The organism is Anaerosacchariphilus hominis, assembly GCF_014290175.1.
GTDB classification, from domain to species: domain Bacteria; phylum Bacillota; class Clostridia; order Lachnospirales; family Lachnospiraceae; genus Laedolimicola; species Laedolimicola hominis.
Genome location: NZ_JACOOR010000002.1, coordinates 327,809 through 345,555 on the forward strand (window position 1 = coordinate 327,809; position 17,747 = coordinate 345,555).

Here is a 17,747-nt window from a genome sequence, read left to right on the forward strand (position 1 = left end):
ACCGCGCCTCGGCGCGAGAATGTGCCAACGGCACATTTATTTTTATGGAATAGGAAATTTGCAAAAGGAGAAAAAAGAAATGAAAAAACAACGCAATCCTCTGGGCCAGTTTGTGATCGGAATGGTGATGCTGGCGGCAGGACTTTATTGGTTTATGTCCAATGTAACGGTGATGACCCATTTCGGATTCCAGATCTGGAACTTCAGGATAGGAGCAGGCCTGATCGTGGTTCCCTTTATCGCGGGAATTATCTGGCTGTTTCTGAATGTGGATTCCTTTGGGGCCAAGCTTCTGACGGTGCTGGGGCTGGTGATTATCCTGGCATCCATCATTTCCAATATTCAGTTCATGTTCCGGGCCACCAGCATGTATGTGTATCTGATTATGCTGATATTGATTTTCGGCGGCGCGGCCCTGGTGGGCCAGGTGCTGTTCCGGTGGCCGAAGGATGAGGACAGGGACAAGAAGAAAAAGTAGAGAAGAAGGATAGGATAGATAAGATAGAGGAAGATTATGAAAAAAGGTGAAGTATACGAGGGCATCGTAGAGAAAACAGAATTTCCCAATAAGGGAATCGTGCAGATAGAGGAGCACCGGGTGGCGGTGAAGAATACCCTGCCGGGGCAAAAAGTATGTTTCCGGCTGAAAAAGGTACGAAAGGGCGTGGGCGAAGGCCAGCTTCTGGAGGTACTGGAGCCTGCGGCCAATGAGATTACGCCGGAATGTCCCCATTTCGCAGACTGTGGCGGCTGTACCTGGCAGAATTTGTCCTACGAAGAGCAGCGTCTGCTGAAGGAAGGACAGCTGAAGAAGCTTCTGGACGGCGCGGTAACCACTCCCTATGTGTTTGAGGGTGTGAAAGACAGCCCCCGGCAGATGGAGTACCGCAATAAGATGGAGTTCTCCTTTGGAGATGAGGAAAAGGACGGTCCTTTGGCCCTTGGCATGCACAAGAGAGGCAGCTTTTACGATATCGTGACAGCGGATCAGTGTCGGATCGTGGACGAAGATTTCCGGAAAATTCTGACCTGCGTGCTGAAGCATTTTGAAAAGAAGGGACTGCCTTTTTACCACAGACTGCGTCATATGGGGTATCTTCGTCATCTGCTGGTACGGAAAGCCGCGAACACCGGAGAGATTCTGGTGGACCTGATTACCACCACCCAGCACCTCAGAGAGGACGGCGGCGATTACAGTGCCTTGGCGGCGGACGAGTCCTGGGAGGAAGAGCTGCGTGCGCTTTCGTTGGAGGGCGAGATCGTGGGTATACTCCATACCTATAATGACAGTTTGGCAGATGTGGTGCAGAACGACCGGACCGAGCTTCTGTATGGACGGGATTATTTCTACGAGGAGCTTCTGGGGCTTCGGTTTAAGATTTCCCCCTTCTCCTTCTTCCAGACCAACTCCCTGGGTGCTGAGCTGCTTTACGAGACTGCTCGAAGCTACATCGGAGAGACAAAAGATCGCGTGATCTTCGACCTCTACAGCGGCACCGGCACCATCGCCCAGATGCTGGCCCCGGTGGCCAAAAAGGTAGTAGGTGTGGAGATTGTGGAAGAAGCAGTGGAGGCCGCAAAGGTCAATGCGGAACTGAACGGCCTTACCAACTGCTCCTTCATCGCAGGCGACGTGCTGAAGGTCATCGACGGGCTGACGGACAAGCCGGACCTCATCGTCCTGGATCCGCCCCGTGACGGCATCCACCCCAAGGCGCTGCAGAAGATCATTGATTTCGGCGTAAACCGGATTGTCTATATCAGCTGTAAGCCCACCAGTCTGACGCGTGATCTGGAGCTTCTGCAGGGCAGAGGCTACCGGGTGGAGAAGTGCGTGGGCGTGGATATGTTCCCGTTTACGGGGAATGTGGAGACGGTTGTTCTTTTGTCCCAACAAAAACCAGATGACACGATAGAGATCGACTTAGACTTAGATGAGCTGGATGCAACCAGTGCAGAGACGAAAGCGACCTATCAGGAAATCAAAGATTATGTGCTGAAAGAATTTGGCTTGAAGGTTTCAAATTTATATATTTCTCAAATCAAAAGGAAATGTGGAATTGAAGTAGGAGAGAACTATAATCTGCCAAAGACAGAAAATCCAAAAGTGCCACAGTGTCCGAAAGAGAAAGAAGATGCTATCAAGGCTGCCCTGAAATATTTTGCGATGATTTAAGGATATCGCTGATTTCAAGGAGGAATAACACATGAAAAGCACATTTGAAAAAATGGGTGGAACCTACACACTGGGAGCAGACGGAATTTACTATCCGAATCTTGTCAGTACAGATGAAGAACCGCATTATGGAAAATATGGAATAATGCGGAAAACGTATCTGAAAGAGCATTGTCCGGCAATGTATTCACTGTATATGTTGGAAGACAGACTGGTGGAACATCTGAATCTTGTGGATGATGAAGCGCAGGAGAGAATGGAAGTTCTGGTGCATCAGATGATGGAGAGGCAGGGCATTACGGAAGAAATGAAAGCTCGTGACCAGATGGAATGGGTTAGGGCGGTAAATGGTATTCGTAATATGGCAGAAGAGATTGTGTTAAAAGAATTGATTTACAGGTAAATAAAGAGCTGAACAGGTAGGAAGAAAACTCCTATTTGTTCAGCTTCTGCATTTGTAAGGGTTCAAAGAAGAATCAAATTACAATTCCATATCAGGTGACCATTTCTAAGTTCCGGAAGGTTGTTTTTTTCTGCCATGGTTATAAGTTACACAGATTTAATTACTTCATAGTATGGCTTAAAAAATATCCGAATATAACTTCACAGAAATAATTATAATGGGGAGATTATTTGATATATTTGTGCTAATATTCTGCAATTCTACTGCTAGTCGATTGATTTATGCGTACTCCCATTATAATATGTGTGCAGGAGGTGGATGTATGTATCAAATTAGTAATGAAAAATTCGGTTTATTTGTAACCGAATTAAGAAAGAAAAAGAATTTAACTCAAAAGGATTTGGCTGAAAAATTATATGTATCAGATAAAACGGTCAGCAAATGGGAACGTGGAGTTTCCCCAACAAAAGGATATTAGAAACAATCCATGAAACACCTGCTTGCGTTAAAGGAATTACAATAGAATACTATATTTTTTAACATGCATTTCTATATTGATTTGCATGTTTTTAATTTCAAAAGAAAATTTAAAACAAACACTATATAACACTTGACAACAGTTTGTAACTGTTATATACTGTTATCAAGAAAAGAAGGAAGGATATAAAGAATGAAAATTATAATCAATACTTCCCTAATGGTTCCCATATATGAACAGATTGTTGACCAGATTAAAATGCTCATACGCAACGGGGAACTAAAGGAAAACGACAATCTTCCATCTGTCCGTACACTTTCTAAGGAACTAAAAATAAGTGCTTTAACTGTAAAAAAAGCTTACGACAATTTGGAAAGTGAGGGTTTTACGGTTACAGTACATGGAAAAGGCACTTATGTAGCGGCTACAAATACAGAACTGCTTTTGGAAGAACAGAAAAAAGAATTGGAAGCGGATTTGGAGCAGGCTATCCAAAAAGGCAGACGATGTGGTATTAGTGATGAAGATATAAAAAGTTTATTTGAGTTGATATTGGAGGGCTGATGTATGTTAAAAATTGAACACTTGAAAAAGCATTATGATAATTTTTCTCTTGATTGTTCATTAGAGCTTATGTCTGGATGTGTAACAGGCTTGATTGGACAAAATGGTGCTGGAAAAAGCACAACATTTAAGGCGATATTAGGTTTGATTTCAACTGACGGCGGAAATATTACCATACTTGGAAAGGACAGAAAAGACTTCACAGCAAAAGATAAAGAGGAATTGGGTGTAGTGTTGTCGGATTCTGGTTTTAGTGGGTATCTGAAGATAAAAGATATTATCCCTATATTGCAGAATATGTACTCAAAATTCGACAAATCACTATTTATAGAACAGGTACAGAAATTTCAACTACCTATGAATAAACAGATAAAAGAATTTTCAACAGGAATGAAAGCAAAATTAAAAGTGCTGGTTGCAATTTCACACAATGCAAAACTGCTGATACTGGATGAACCGACAGCAGGTTTAGATGTAATCGCAAGAGACGAATTGCTTGAAATGTTAAGAGAATTTCTGGAAAAAGATGAAGAACGCTCCATTTTAATCAGCTCTCATATATCCAGTGATTTGGAGTCGCTATGTGATGACCTTTATATGATACATGACGGAAAAATTATTCTGCATGAAGATACGGACGTTCTTCTTAGTGACTATGCTTTATTAAAAGTAGACGCAGAACAATACAGCAAGCTGGATAAACAGTTTATATTGCGTTCCAAAAAAGAAACATATGGATATAGCTGTCTGACAAATCAGAAACAGTATTATATGGAGAATTATCCTAAAATTGCCATTGAAAAAGGTACAATAGATGAAGTCATTACCATGATGATAAGGGGGACAGAACAATGAAAGGTTTGTTCGTAAAAGATTTGAAATTGATGATGTTACAGAAAAATTTTCTGTTGCTCATTTTGGCGATTGTAATCGGAATGATGATATTTACTGATGATGTGATATTCCCATTAGGTTTTCTGAGTTTCATTGTATCACTTTTTACAGTAAGCACAATCAGTTATGATGATTTTGATAATGGAAATGCGTTTCTGTTTACATTACCTATTACACGTAATCATTATGTGAGTGAAAAATACTTTCTTGGTCTATTATTGGGGTGTATGGCTTGGGTTTTGGCAACTGTTTTAGGAATAATTACAACTGTATTGAAAGATACATTACCTATTACAGACTTAGTACAGAGTTCATTGATGATTTTACCTATTATGATTGTCGTTCAAGCAATCATGCTTCCTTTTCAGATAAAATTCGGTGGAGATAAAGGAAGAATTGCTATGATTGGTGCATTTGGCGGTCTGGCAGTAATCACTCTCGTTATCGTGAAAGGAGCAGAAGCCATTTTCAATATTGATTTAGTTAGTCTGTTAGATAATTTGCCAACTGTAAGCATGGGAGTTCTTATCGCTATTGCAATTATTATCGCTTTGTTGATGTTATTGGTTTCAATGAAAATCAGTTTGTCAATTATGAACAAAAAAGAATTTTAAAAAGGAGCAATCATATGGACTTTACAATATTGGCTGTTGTACTACTGCTGTGCGGTGGTATTCCTTTAAGGAATAAGATATATAAGGAACGCAAAAAGAAAAAAGAGGATAAAAAGAAAGGTATATAAAGTGGGTGATTTCATGGATAGTATTTTATGTGTTCTTGCCTTGATTGTATTTGCATATTGGTTTTTTATCAAACGTAACAAAAAATAATTGCTGTTGTGAGGAGAATATAAATGAAAAATACTAAATCATGTCCTAAATGTGGCTCAACCGATATTGTTCGTATTCCAGATAACCCTAACCGCCATGCCAGCGGAAATAATATTTACACAAGCACTTATACGCTATTTGGGAAAATCCCTGTAATACGTTATGTTTGTTGTTCATGTGGATATGCAGAAAATTGGGTTGAAAACGAAGAAGAATTAGAAGAAATTAGAAAAACATTTAGATAATTGAAAGGCGGTATTGATGATTATGAAAGAATATAAGTATGTAGAAGTGAAATTTGAGGCAAAAGGTGTGCTATTCCATTCTGCTTCTGAACCAAAAGAAATAATCAACAAATATGCTAAAGAGGGATATTCTTATGTTGGTTTTATTCCTACTTTAATAGATGCACATGGCGGTTTTAGAAGAATTGATTTGATATTTGAAAAATAATCTTTAAAAGCGCAGGTGATACTATGGGAAGATATTAGTAGCAGAATTTTGGGATAATGAAGAACATTATTTCCAGCAAACAGTTGAATGGCTATCGAAAAAGATATGTACCACTCCTGCTTATATACAACAAGACAGGACAGATTTTATAATCAATCCTTTTACTCGTACTGTATCAAACAAAACAGGCAATATCATACAGCTTACAGCAAAAGAGTTTGATTTACTTTATTTTCTCATTTCTCATAAGGAGCAGGTTTTTACCAAAGAACAGATTTATGAAAATGTATGGGGATATGACTATCCGGCAGACCCTAATAATCTGACTTCATTCATACGAAAATTAAGAAAGAAGATTGAGCCGGAGCCGGACAGACCACGCTATATCGTCACTGTCAGAGGTGTTGGATATAAGTACACGGAAAATGAGGAAATGGTAGGCAAGACAGCAACACCGCCGGAGTGATCCAGACGTGGTGGCGGTCGTAAGACATCAAGCCATGCCAGTTTTGCTGGCAAACGGCTGGTTCACTCTGACGGTGGGGCGAGCGTCAGCGAGCCATAAAGCCCCCGTTATCTAACAGGGGGGTACTATTACAAAAGACAAGAGAAAAAATAAATACAAAACTGCTGATATGCAACGATTTATAAGGTTATAAGAACTTATTTCACTTCACACCATATTCTTTTTACCCGACAGGTCTAAAATAGCATATCAATAGAAAATAAATATAAGATACAAGGTGTATGCTCCTATGAGTATATGCCTTTTTTGATTGGAGGAATGAAGCATGAATGATATAGAATTTATTGAAACATTAAAGCAAAAGAGAAATGCCTGTGATTATTCTCAATCACGACTGGCACAGGAATTGCAAATTAGCAGGCAGAACTTAAATGAAATTGAAAACGGAAAAACAAAAGCCAGTAAAGAAATGAAACATATACTTTTACATTATCTTGATTATTGTAATTGTACACAGCCTTTCACTTTAACGATTGACTATCTGCGTGTTCGTTTTCCTACCACAGACGCATTGGAAATTATAAAAAATGTACTGGCAATGAAAAGCGAATATTTTATACATGAAGATTACGGAATGTTTGGTTATGAAGAACAGTATATCTATGGGGATATTAGTGTAAATGCTTCTAAAGATAGTTCTATGGGTGTTTTATTGGAATTAAGAGGTATGGGGTGTCGAAACTTGGAATATGTTTTACAGGCAAGAGGGATAGACTGGTATTACTTTTTAAGCAGTTGTATAGATTATCAAGGTGTTTTTAAACGCATAGATTTGGCGGTCAATGATATGGGCGGATTGCTGGATATAGAAATTCTAAGAGAACGTTATTATGCCAACAAGGTATGGAAACGTTCAAGAACCCATGAAGCAGTAGACAGCGGAAAATTATCGGGTACACATGGAGATACTGCAAAAACTTTTTATATCGGTTCAAAGAATAGTTCTATTTACTTTTGCTTGTATGAAAAAGAAAAGGAACAAAAAAGCAAAGGTATAAAAACAGACATTAAGAACCGATTTGAAATTCGTTTAAAAAGTGGAAAAGCAGAACAAACGATAGAACAACTTGTTTTTTCAAGAAATCCCGAACAGACCATAGCAAGCCTTATCCTCACACAGATAGATTTTCCCGTTTATATTTTATGGGATATATTTTTAGATAATGTAACGACTTCACTTCCGTTTATTATGACGCCTGTTGCTGTCAATATGGATAAAACAAAACGTTGGTTAGAAAGACAGGTCATGCCCTCTTTATTGATGATAAAAGAGATTGAAAAGCAAACAGGAGCAAATTATCTGGAAGAAATCGACAGACATACAAGACTAACAGAAAAGCAGGAATTAAAAATTAAACAAATGACAACAGACATAGCAGATATGATTGAGAAAGATACCGCTGTTCCACAAGGGAATGACGGTATTTTTTAATTTCTTCAAAAAATCTGCAACAAAACGGCTACTTGCGTACAGATATGGTGCGAGGAAAGGAAATCTAACTTTTTTTCAAAACTACTCATTAAATCGAGGTTTCCATTCCCTATATGGAGTGAAAGAAGAAAATATTTTCATTCTCAACTTAACCTTTGGCAGTTGCCGTTCCCTATATGGAGCAAAGAAAATCTTTCATTCCATAGTTGGCAATAACGGTGTTGCATGGGTAGTTAGGGTATGAAAAGAAGTTTTTTCATCAGCAACTTAGCAGAATGACACTTTCTTTCCCTATATGGTACAGGAAAAGAAAAAAGTTTTGAATATTGGTTACGCTTTTGCTCTTTTCCAACGCGATATATAGGAAAGACGATTTTCTTCTTTTGTGTTCTTTGACAACTGAATAAAGCAATTCAATACCTTAGACAGACAGCGAGCCGTTGAAACAGATACGCCATGACCTTTCTCCAGCAAAAGCGAGCGATAACCTATTTGTGTTCCTGTAAAAGATTTGTCCTCTTTTATCGCCATGACCTGTCCTGTCTGATAATGATACTCCCGTACAGCCACAGCTTGAGCGTTCAGAGCGTCGCACGCAATGGGTACGGCTACATAAGAACTATGCAGAGGTGGAACTCCTGTGGGCTATGACAAATGCCATTGAATTGTTTAGAAAAGATTTTTACAGAAAGGGGGGTATGTGTTATTGCTGATATTGTAAAAACAAGGCAAGAAAAGACAAATAATAAGCGTGGCATTGGCAACAGAGGAAAAACAAAGATTGTTGTAAAAGAGCATTTTTCTGAAAATGGAAAGACAATGGAAGAACTTCTGACTGATGTTATGCTTGAAAAGGCAAAGCAGACAATCGCATAAATTCGGTGCAGTTGTAAGAAATAGATTGAATGTGAAAAATAACCCATGTTATACTTTACTTGCAAGCAGGTATTGTAAACATGGGTTAGTTATAAAGGAGGATAACTGACAATGAAACAACAGATTTACAATACTGCACTTTATCTTAGGTTAAGCCGAGATGATGAATTACAGGGCGAAAGTTCCAGCATTACCACACAAAGAAGTATGTTGCATCTATATGCAAAAGAACATCATTTGAATGTGATTGATGAGTATATTGATGACGGCTGGTCGGGAACAAATTTTGAAAGACCGAGTTTTCAAAGAATGATTGAAGATATAGAGGCAGGAAAAATCAACTGTGTTGTAACGAAAGACCTTTCCCGACTTGGCAGAAATTATATTATGACAGGACAATATACAGAATTGTATTTTCCCAGCCATAATGTCCGTTACATAGCGATTGACGACGGGGTAGACAGCGAAAAAGGCGAAAGTGAGATTGCACCATTTAAAAATATCATCAATGAATGGGTGGCAAGAGATACAAGCCGTAAAGTGAAATCGGCATTTAAGACAAAATTTGCAGAGGGTGCGTATTATGGGGCTTATGCTCCGTTAGGATATAAGAAACACCCCGACATTAAAGGAAAACTGCTGGTTGATGAGGAAACAAAATGGATTGTTGAAAAAATCTTCTCCCTAGCCTATCAAGGTTACGGTAGTGCAAAAATCACAAAGGTACTGCGAGAAGAAAAAGTTCCGACAGCGTCTTGGCTGAATTTCACAAGGTACGGTACTTTTGCACATATCTTTGAGGGAAAGCCCGAAAGCAAGCGTTATGAGTGGACGATTGCTCATGTCAAGGCAATTTTAAAAAGTGAAGTCTATATCGGAAACAGCGTTCATAATCGACAATCAACAGTTTCATTCAAGAGCAAGAAAAAAGTGCGTAAGCCCGAAAGTGAATGGTTTCGAGTAGAAAATACCCACGAACCGATTATTGACAAAGAAGTGTTCTATCGTGTGCAGGAACAGATAAAATCAAGGCGTAGACAGACAAAGGAAAAAGCAACGCCGATATTTGCAGGGCTTGTCAAGTGTGCGGATTGTGGCTGGTCTATGCGGTTTGCGACAAATAAGGCAAATAAAACGCCATACAGTTATTATGCTTGCAGTTACTACGGACAGTTTGGCAAAGGTACTTGTTCTATGCACTATATCCGTTATGATGTGTTGTATCAAGCCGTATTGGAACGATTGCAGTATTGGGCTAAGGCAGTACAGCAAGACGAAGAAAAGGTGTTGAATAAGATACAAAAGGCTGGGAATGCAGAGCGAATACGGGAAAAGAAGAAAAAGGCAAGTGCCTTGAAGAAAGCCGAGAACCGACAAAATGAGATTGACCGCTTGTTTACGAAAATGTATGAAGATAGAGCCTGTGAGAAGATAACGGAACGAAACTTCATCATGCTGTCGGGGAAATATCAAAAAGAACAGATAGAACTGGAACAGCAGATAACCAACCTAAGAGAAGAATTAAGTAAAATGGAACAGGATATGATAGGTGCTGAAAAGTGGATTGAGTTAATTAAGGAGTATTCCGTACCAAAGGAACTGACAGCACCGTTGTTAAATGCAATGATAGAAAAAATCCTTATTCACGAAGCAACAACGAATGAGGATAACGAAAGAATACAGGAAATAGAGATATACTACCGATTTATTGGAAAAGTAGACTGATAATGAGGGGTCATATCTTTAACTAAGGGAAACTGGTCTTAGTATGCCTAATGTCGTATTACTCATACCAATAGCTGATATATTAGATGTTACCGTTACAGAATTGTTACGTGGAGAAAAAATAGATACACAGAAAAATATTGATACAAAAGAAGTCGAGGAATTGGTAGTAGGCTCTCTCGATATGGCTGTTAGGAATTCTATTCATCAGCATAGAAAAAACTGGATATTAGCATATTTGCTATGCTTTTTAATATCTATTACAGAAATTATTATGTTAGTCGTATCTGGGAATTCAATAGCTGAGATGAAAGATGATATATTGCTGGTTACAGGGTTAATGCTTTTATTTGGTGCATGGTTTTGTTTCTTTGCTAAAGACATATTACCAACATATTATGATGCAAACAAGATAAATTATGTTTCACAAGGAATTTTTAGAATACATCTAGTTGGTTTATCCTTTAACAACGGAAATTGGATGTACATCTGTACAACTTTAAAAATTTGGACACTTGCAACGGTTGTTCTATATCCTCTTGCAGGTATTATAATAATCAATTGTCTCAATATAGCTTTATGGGATATTTTAAGTAAAATTTTCTTAATTATGATATTAGGTGGTATGGTAGTTTCGATTTACATTATCGGGAAAAAATACGAATAATTAAATTACCTGTTATCGTTGTGGATATTACTAATTTACAACATTCTTCATGGGAAATAAGGAATGATGCAGAAGAGATTGTGTTAAGCGAATTAGCATACATTTAGAACGTGGAAAGCTCCTTCGGGAGCTTTTTTCTGGTTTTTGCTGGGTATCAAGAAAGTATATAGAAAATGCATTAATCATATGGTATGATTTGAACAGAAGATAGAATCTTAGGAAGCAAGAAGATTTTTGAGGAATGCAACTTAGAAGTTATAGAATTAAGTTAATCGTGCCATATGGCTTGATTATAAACGCAAAGATAAAAACGCAACGTACATCTTTGATGTGCCAGAGCCGGTAGGTAGCCCGGCCGTCCTATATAAATAGGGTAAGTAACCTGCCCCTCCGGGTTGTCCATTCTTTGTTCAATCAATTTTAGGAGGGATTCTTATGGACAAAGTAAATGGAAAGCTGACAGTATTTTTTGAAGAGCCGTTTTGGGTGGGAATCTTTGAACGCATCGAAGATGGTAAACTATCTGTGGCAAAGGTAACATTTGGTGCAGAGCCAAAAGATTATGAAGTACAGGAATATATTCAAAAGTGCTATTTCAGTTTGAAATTCAGTTCGGTTGTTGAAACTGTTGTAAAGGATATCAAAAGAAATCCGAAACGGATGCAGCGGGAAGTAAAGAAGCAGATGCTGGAAATAGGCATTGGTACAAAATCGCAACAGGCGTTGAAATTACAGCAGGAACAGAACAAGCAGGAACGCAAAGAGAAAAGACGCAAGAAAAAAGAGGCAGAAGAGCAGCGAATGTTTGAACTGAAACAGCGAAAGAAAAGAGAAAAGCATAAGGGACATTAAAGTCCCTTGGCCTTTTACTCAAATCGAAAAGTGTTGAATAAAGCTTTCGGGAGGTGTTTCTATGAAGAAAAAAGTACTTGCAATTATGTTAGTCGCCATGTCAATCATGTTGATTTCAGCGTGCGGAAAAAAAGAAAAATTGTACGAAATTCCTGATTTATCGCAGTATAAGACAGATTATGTAGGAGATTCTTCAAATGTTATAAATATTGTAAGCGGTCAAGAGTATCCAGAGGGATACTCATATGACAGTATAGAGATACAGTCTGAAACAGAGCCTTATGGATTAACAGTTTTTCTAAAAGATGAGCCGTCGGCAGTCAAACTTGAAGATCAATTGCAGGTTAATGCAGATATGACATTTGACTTGATTGGTAATTTGGGAACAATTGATTATAAAACAGCAGATAGCAAAGAAATTATTGCATCATATGAACGGTGATATATTTTTAGTCAACTTTTAGACAATTTGAAGAACGGAATATAAAAAGGCGTATGGAAGTTTTAAATCCATACGCTTTTTTGAAAAAAACTCATTTTTGAACAAGAGATTTGTAAGAACATATTATCTATTCAAAGACGGTTACAATTCCATATCATGTGATTTTTTCTTAGATTGAGCAGGCTGATTTCGCCGTATTTCCCGTTTCCTCTGATATTTCAGTTCCCATGCACGATGGGAGAAGACATCAGGATCTTCCACATTGAGATAATCCACCTCATTGGCTGCAATATCACGACGGTGATAGTCATAATATTTACCGAAAGTACCTTTAAGCTGTTCGATCAGCTTATCCCGAAAATCAGGACGTATCTGGATTCTGGTGTCCAGCAATTCTGTGTATTGTTCTGGATCAGGACGAAATTTTTCTTCCCGGAAAGCAACGGCGTCTTTTTCAAGCTGTTTTTTAAGGGAGATGTCCTGAGAATCAAGAATATCAAGATTGTTATTCATCTGGTCATATTTCTTGGATAGATTCATCATATCTTTATCAGTAGAGCATTGTGCCTGGAAGATTAGCTGCTCTTTCCTTGATTTCAGTTCTTCAATTTCTTCGGTAACAGTTGTAAGCTGCTGATTCAATTTTATATGCTGGATGGGATTCAAAATACTGGTTTTCTCTTTTTCTACATTCAGCTCTTTCCGTTCTGTAACTTTAGCTTTGAGTTTCTTTTTAACGGTGTTGTATTTATTCAGTATTGGATTAAAATGATTCATCCAATCATGAATTACTTCTTTTTGCATCTCATTATGAAGTAAATGATATTGTGTAAAGATCATATGATTTCGGATAGTTTCCATTGTTTCTGCAATTACAGGAATAGAATTTTTGACAGCTTGAGCCAGTTTCTCTACCTGAGCTTTTAATTCCCGGAGCATTTGGTTATCTGCACGAATCTGGCGGTTGATTTCACAGCGGTCAGCTATCATTCCTTTCTTTTCCATGTTTTGAGCAATATAGCCTTCGTGGATGGTCGGCTGTTCGGTGATTCCCTGATCTGCAAAGCTGCGGTGATCAATGGATGCATTTATCTGATTGTGGGCAAGCATTTCATTTACAGTATCTGCCCAGTTTGCTCTCCAGATACAGAGTTGCTCATCACTGTTCCATTGTTCAGAAATGGGATTCTGTCTGCCATAGCGGCTGCTTTTTGGATGCTTGTCGATGCGGTCATAGCCTTTTTCCTGTGCGACAGATGCGGTCATATAAACTTTCTTTTTCCCAACTTTATATCTGTATTGCTTTTCCCAGCCATCTTTTTGAGCAGCTTTGAATTCAGTAGCTGTAAATCCTTTTTCTTCTCCATTTTTTATGCAGAGATATTCTTTTTCTGTTTTATACTGCCATGTTCCGTTTTCGTTCAGTGGACGGACGGTAAGCAGAATGTGTGCATGAGGATTGTGTCCATCCGTATCGTGAATAGCAAAGTCAGCGCACATGCCCATATCTACAAAGTTCTTTTGAATAAAATCTTTTAGAAGAGAAATATTACTGTCCTTATCTAATTCAACGGGAAGTGCGACAACAAATTCCCTTGCCAGTCGGCTGTCTTTTGTTTTTTCTGCAGCTTCCACAGCATTCCAGAGTTGTTCACGGTCTTTCCATTCTGGTGAAGCCATCGGTGGAAGCAATACTTCCTGATAAATGAGTCCATGCTTTCTGGTGTAATCATGCTGGATGCCATCGTAATCATTGTACATCCGGCTGCAGCTCATATAAGCAGAAGCTGCGACAGCGGAACGTCCGGAACCACGGCTGACAACTTTGGCTTGCATATGATAAATTGCCATATCTGGCACCTCCTTTCGATGTTGCCTGCAACAGCGGAAAAGCCCTCGGCAGAGCGCACGAGCCCCGTAGGGGATACCACCGCCCGATTTATCGGGTGGTGAGTAAGTGCGCCCTTCGGGAGTAGAACTTGTGCGTTTACATTCCTCGTAGCCGGATTATCAGCTCCCGTTTCAGGGAATCCAAATCCATTTCTTTAATATGGGGAACAATACTTTCCAAAATGGCTCCTTCCTGGACTAATCGGTGTGTTCTGGCATCACGTTCTTTTTTGCGATTTCTTGCTTCGGCTTCTTCTTGGCGGTGTCTTGCCTGTAAAAGTGCTTTTTCTTCCGGTGTCATGATTTTTTTATCTGCCATATCTGGCACCTCCTTTTTATGCCCGTATCCGGGCAGTATTGGTTTTAAAATCTTATGGTTTGGTACTATAGTTTCGGATAACTGACAGTGGCATGTTTCTGGTGATAAATAAGGAAAGAAAGTAGTACCACTGTCAGTGAAGAATAATTATCGTGTTATGCTTCTTTGCTTCAGTTCTGGTTCGGAGCATGATTGTTTAACAGAATTCTTTTTGCCTGTTTTAAATTAGCTGTTGCATTGTCCTGACGAATATTCCGGTTATTGATACGGACAGGAATACATCTCTCCAGAATACGGTCATAAATTCGTTTGTGTGCGATATCAGCGGCGTTATTCAGCTCTGATAAAGTGAGATTGGTCGTTATGATCAGGGGCTTTTTACTGCGGTAACGACTGTCGATCACATTGAATACCTGTTCCAGTGCAAAGTCAGAGTTCCGCTCAATTCCGAGATCATCAATAATCAGAAGACTGTAGCGGTTTAAGCTGTTGATGAACTGGTTTCTGTCTTCAAAATGCATTCCGGTAAGGGTATTTAGAATTCGGGAAAAGTTGGTCATCAGTACAGGAACGCCTTTTTCCAGAAGGGCATTGGCAATGCAGCCTGCAAAAAAAGATTTTCCAGTACCGACATCACCCCAGATGAGAAGTCCGGAAGCATTTGCTCTCATCTCTTCCCAGTTGCTTACATAATTGTGTGCCAGTTTTATTTCCGGATTGATGCCGTTATCCCTGGCAAAAGTGTAGTCATAGAGTGCTTTGTCCTGTAAGCCGCTGGTTTTAAGATGCTCTATTTCCATTTGTTTTTCATGAAGTTTTCTCTGGGCTTCTTCCTGCTCAAAGATTTCCTGCTGGCATTTACAGCGGATGGAAGGAATAAGAACCTTTCCCTGTAATTCATGCCTGCATTGCCTTGGCGTATTGCATTTGGAACAGTAGATCAGGTGGTCTGTTTCGTTAAAATATTCATCAGACTGAAGCTCTCTGTTTGGGGTTATAGCTGTTGGTTTTTCTATAAATTTTGTCATAATGTTTCGTATTCCTCACTTTCGTAATTTCGTTGTCGGGAAGCAGGATGATCCTGTCTTGCCCAACTGATGATGGTAGCTGCGTGGTTCTGATATTGCTTTCCGGTAGAAGCCATATAACCGGATAAGCGTTCAATATAATCCTTCCAGTCAGGGATTGTCTGCCGGATATCTTCAAGCTCTTTTTCTGACAGAAAAACATTTTGAAATTTTCCATAGGGTGAGAGTGGCTCCTTACTCCCTCTTATTGCTAAATTGTTCTTTTTTATCTCTTTCTTATTACCAGACAGTTTTCTGTCTGTATCAGGGAAAGAATCCTGTCTGTCAATAGGACAGTTTTTTGTCTGTCTTAGGGAAAGAAATCTGTCTGTATAGTGGATGGTTTCTTTTGGGAGTTTTACATAAATCCGATTGGGCTGTCCGGGACCCTGCCGTTTTCGGAAGATAAGCTCCTGTTTTTCCAGTACTGCCAGAGCAGTTTTAACCGTCATCTGGCTTTTGTGGAGAACTTCTGCCAGTGCTTCAATCGTAAAGTAAATGAACACATGACCGTCTGTATCTGACCACCCCTCATTTTTCTGGGAAAGCCTTGCCCGGTCGAGCAGGATAATATAAAGCATTTTGGCAGTTTCGTTTATTTCCATGTCCAGAAGGAAACGGGGAAACATCATATAAGATGGCAGGTTGGTGTCTGCTGTCAGAAAGTCAGTCATGTGTTCACCTCCAATCAAAAGGGTTTATTCCCCAAGAAAATCCCAGTCTACATCACTATCTGGCTGTGAATTTTCAGGTGCTGGAAAGGATGCCCTGATTTGGGGCTCCCTTTGCGCCATGCCTGCAGTCAGTCCGGAAAGAAAAAGTGGCAATGCCTGTTTCAGACTGTTTTCCACTGCATCTACAATCTGTTTCACAAAAAGTTCTTCCCGTTCTCTTGTTTCCAGATAAGGATCAGCCTGTGTGCGGTAGTAGCGGTCAAAATAATCTACCAGTGCAAGAGAGATTACCTGACTGTAAGATTTAAAATCCTGCCTGTCCATCGTCTGTAAATATTCCCAGGCTCTCCGTTGCTGTTCTTTGTCCAGATTAAAGCGCAGGTTTGTGTTGCGGATATTGTTCTGCATGGTTTATCCCCTCCTTTTCAGGCTCATATAAGCCAGAGATTCGTAACCTTTGGCGGTGGCGCAGATGTCATCAATGATGGTGACTCGTAATTTGTCATACGTTCCGAAGTTACGGATCAGACATCCACCGCCGCCAACTACATACAGGCGCATTAGGTCAGGATTGTATTCATATTTGCGGAGTGTGGAAAAAAGTTCTGCCACATACTGTCTGGCAATAGAACTGATACAATCCATATATGGTGCTGAAATGTCAGCTGTTCCAAACCGCAGAATCTGTTCTACTGTAGATTCTTCAATCTTCACTCCAAATTTGTCCAGAACAGCGTTCTTTGCAGCAATCATGCATTGGTTTACACCAAGTTTTTCTGTCCAGCATCGGCTTTCTTGTGCTTTCTTATTGTTGATATACAGAATGTTCATGGTTCCGTTTCCGATATCTGCAAGGAGATTAGTTCCCTTGAAATTTCCAAGGTGGTTTACAATAGCCGGATATCCCTGTGGGTAAAGGCTACATCCCACAAAGCGGAGATGATATTCTTTGCCGTTGAAACGGTAATGGACTTCTGGATTCTGGAGCAGATAGGAACGAAAAGCTTCTCTTTGATTTCTGATCCATGTCAGAGGAAGTCCGGCAGCCAGATGAACATCTGCTTCACGGATGGAAAAGACATTCAGTTCCCTTGCAATAGCCATTAGCGTCAGAAGATAATATTCTTCGTCCATAGCTTTATCCGGGATAAATTCTTTGTGTCCTTCGCCGATCCGGTAGTAAATGCCGTTGTATTCCAGAATATTCCCGGTGAAGATTGGTTCAGTTTCATAGGCTTTGATGCCAGTTGGGGTGACGGTGTTTGCTGTTTTCATATTGCCGTAGCCATGATCTACAGCAATGATTTTGGTGTTTCTGAGTTCTCGCATAAAAAATACCTCCGTTTTCGTATTGATTGATTCAGCAGGTCGTACCGGTGTGGTACTGCTCTGCTGTGGGATAAGCATACGAAAATCGGAGGAAAAAGGCATTGAGGGGAAATTGAGCAGGAATTGAGAAAAAAGATATATTGTGCTTAC

22 protein-coding genes and 1 pseudogene are annotated in these 17,747 nt (G+C 39.5%); 16 read left to right on the forward strand and 7 right to left on the reverse strand.

The window, feature by feature from the left end; genetic code table 11:
- Positions 1-79: 79 nt before the first annotated feature.
- The 11 genes and pseudogenes from H8S44_RS04010 to H8S44_RS04060 all read left to right on the forward strand — a co-directional run bounded on the left by H8S44_RS04010 (position 80) and on the right by H8S44_RS04060 (position 7,756).
- Positions 80-478, forward strand: a complete 399-nt coding sequence (locus H8S44_RS04010; RefSeq protein ID WP_186873139.1) for a hypothetical protein — start codon at positions 80-82, stop codon at positions 476-478.
- Between the two features lie 36 nt (positions 479-514).
- Complete coding sequence (gene rlmD / locus H8S44_RS04015) at positions 515-2,176, forward strand: 23S rRNA (uracil(1939)-C(5))-methyltransferase RlmD (protein WP_186873138.1); 1,662 nt, start codon at positions 515-517, stop codon at positions 2,174-2,176.
- 31 nt (positions 2,177-2,207) lie between these two features.
- The gene (locus tag H8S44_RS04020) at positions 2,208-2,579 is read left to right on the forward strand and encodes a TnpV protein (RefSeq protein WP_117688326.1); all 372 of its coding nucleotides are present in this window, start codon (positions 2,208-2,210) and stop codon (positions 2,577-2,579) included.
- A gap of 301 nt (positions 2,580-2,880) precedes the next feature.
- A pseudogene (locus H8S44_RS04025) lies at positions 2,881-3,039 on the forward strand (helix-turn-helix domain-containing protein); the annotation flags it as partial.
- 210 nt (positions 3,040-3,249) lie between these two features.
- Positions 3,250-3,621, forward strand: coding sequence for a GntR family transcriptional regulator (locus H8S44_RS04030; RefSeq protein ID WP_004611555.1), 372 nt, complete (start codon positions 3,250-3,252; stop codon positions 3,619-3,621).
- A gap of 3 nt (positions 3,622-3,624) precedes the next feature.
- Positions 3,625-4,476, forward strand: a complete 852-nt coding sequence (locus H8S44_RS04035) for an ATP-binding cassette domain-containing protein (protein ID WP_004611556.1) — start codon at positions 3,625-3,627, stop codon at positions 4,474-4,476.
- Positions 4,473-5,129 carry an ABC-2 transporter permease gene (locus H8S44_RS04040; protein ID WP_186873136.1) on the forward strand — a complete coding sequence of 219 codons (657 nt, stop codon included), beginning with the start codon at positions 4,473-4,475 and terminating at the stop codon, positions 5,127-5,129. Before H8S44_RS04035 ends, H8S44_RS04040 begins: the two co-directional genes overlap by 4 nt.
- Positions 5,130-5,368: 239 nt before the next feature.
- On the forward strand, positions 5,369-5,590 hold the full coding sequence (locus H8S44_RS04045) for a hypothetical protein (RefSeq protein WP_009320125.1): 222 nt from the start codon (positions 5,369-5,371) through the stop codon (positions 5,588-5,590).
- A gap of 22 nt (positions 5,591-5,612) precedes the next feature.
- Positions 5,613-5,798: a DUF4177 domain-containing protein gene (locus H8S44_RS04050; protein WP_044929481.1), complete on the forward strand. Its 186-nt coding sequence runs from the start codon at positions 5,613-5,615 to the stop codon at positions 5,796-5,798.
- Between the two features lie 196 nt (positions 5,799-5,994).
- Positions 5,995-6,264: a winged helix-turn-helix domain-containing protein gene (locus tag H8S44_RS16305; RefSeq protein ID WP_330601882.1), complete on the forward strand. Its 270-nt coding sequence runs from the start codon at positions 5,995-5,997 to the stop codon at positions 6,262-6,264.
- 325 nt (positions 6,265-6,589) lie between these two features.
- Complete coding sequence (locus H8S44_RS04060) at positions 6,590-7,756, forward strand: XRE family transcriptional regulator (protein ID WP_009320127.1); 1,167 nt, start codon at positions 6,590-6,592, stop codon at positions 7,754-7,756.
- A gap of 330 nt (positions 7,757-8,086) precedes the next feature.
- Here H8S44_RS04060 and H8S44_RS04065 read toward each other — a convergent pair whose 3' ends face one another.
- Positions 8,087-8,287, reverse strand: a complete 201-nt coding sequence (locus H8S44_RS04065; RefSeq protein ID WP_154266806.1) for a hypothetical protein — start codon at positions 8,285-8,287, stop codon at positions 8,087-8,089.
- Positions 8,288-8,410: 123 nt separating this feature from the next.
- Here H8S44_RS04065 and H8S44_RS04070 point away from each other — a divergent pair, with 123 nt between their 5' ends.
- The 5 genes from H8S44_RS04070 (at position 8,411) to H8S44_RS04090 (ending at position 12,318) form a co-directional block, all read left to right on the forward strand.
- Positions 8,411-8,632 (forward strand): tRNA wybutosine-synthesizing protein 3-like protein, encoded by a 222-nt coding sequence (locus tag H8S44_RS04070; RefSeq protein WP_432053349.1) that lies wholly within the window; start codon positions 8,411-8,413, stop codon positions 8,630-8,632.
- 111 nt (positions 8,633-8,743) lie between these two features.
- A complete protein-coding gene (locus tag H8S44_RS04075; protein WP_117801670.1) occupies positions 8,744-10,357 on the forward strand; it encodes a recombinase family protein in 1,614 nt (537 codons plus the stop codon).
- 43 nt (positions 10,358-10,400) lie between these two features.
- Positions 10,401-11,024: an XRE family transcriptional regulator gene (locus H8S44_RS16310; protein WP_227087311.1), complete on the forward strand. Its 624-nt coding sequence runs from the start codon at positions 10,401-10,403 to the stop codon at positions 11,022-11,024.
- Between the two features lie 435 nt (positions 11,025-11,459).
- Positions 11,460-11,876 (forward strand): YjdF family protein, encoded by a 417-nt coding sequence (locus H8S44_RS04085; protein WP_005335528.1) that lies wholly within the window; start codon positions 11,460-11,462, stop codon positions 11,874-11,876.
- A 61-nt stretch (positions 11,877-11,937) separates the two neighbouring features.
- Complete coding sequence (locus H8S44_RS04090; protein WP_117688327.1) at positions 11,938-12,318, forward strand: DUF4825 domain-containing protein; 381 nt, start codon at positions 11,938-11,940, stop codon at positions 12,316-12,318.
- 141 nt (positions 12,319-12,459) lie between these two features.
- Here the strand turns inward: H8S44_RS04090 and mobQ are convergent, their stop codons facing one another.
- The 6 genes from mobQ to H8S44_RS04120 all read right to left on the reverse strand — a co-directional run bounded on the left by mobQ (position 12,460) and on the right by H8S44_RS04120 (position 17,597).
- Complete coding sequence (gene mobQ / locus H8S44_RS04095) at positions 12,460-14,169, reverse strand: MobQ family relaxase (RefSeq protein ID WP_117688328.1); 1,710 nt, start codon at positions 14,167-14,169, stop codon at positions 12,460-12,462.
- 136 nt (positions 14,170-14,305) lie between these two features.
- Positions 14,306-14,527 (reverse strand): DUF3847 domain-containing protein, encoded by a 222-nt coding sequence (locus H8S44_RS04100; protein ID WP_005348485.1) that lies wholly within the window; start codon positions 14,525-14,527, stop codon positions 14,306-14,308.
- A 170-nt stretch (positions 14,528-14,697) separates the two neighbouring features.
- Positions 14,698-15,555 (reverse strand): ATP-binding protein, encoded by an 858-nt coding sequence (locus tag H8S44_RS04105; RefSeq protein WP_055214936.1) that lies wholly within the window; start codon positions 15,553-15,555, stop codon positions 14,698-14,700.
- The gene (locus tag H8S44_RS04110) at positions 15,552-16,268 is read right to left on the reverse strand and encodes a replication initiator protein A (protein WP_005348487.1); all 717 of its coding nucleotides are present in this window, start codon (positions 16,266-16,268) and stop codon (positions 15,552-15,554) included. The genes H8S44_RS04105 and H8S44_RS04110 overlap by 4 nt, the downstream gene beginning before the upstream one ends.
- Before the next feature lie 24 nt (positions 16,269-16,292).
- The gene (locus tag H8S44_RS04115) at positions 16,293-16,676 is read right to left on the reverse strand and encodes a hypothetical protein (protein WP_005348488.1); all 384 of its coding nucleotides are present in this window, start codon (positions 16,674-16,676) and stop codon (positions 16,293-16,295) included.
- 3 nt (positions 16,677-16,679) lie between these two features.
- Entirely contained in the window at positions 16,680-17,597 is a 918-nt protein-coding gene (locus H8S44_RS04120; RefSeq protein ID WP_117688329.1) for a ParM/StbA family protein, read from the reverse strand.
- Positions 17,598-17,747: the final 150 nt, after the last annotated feature.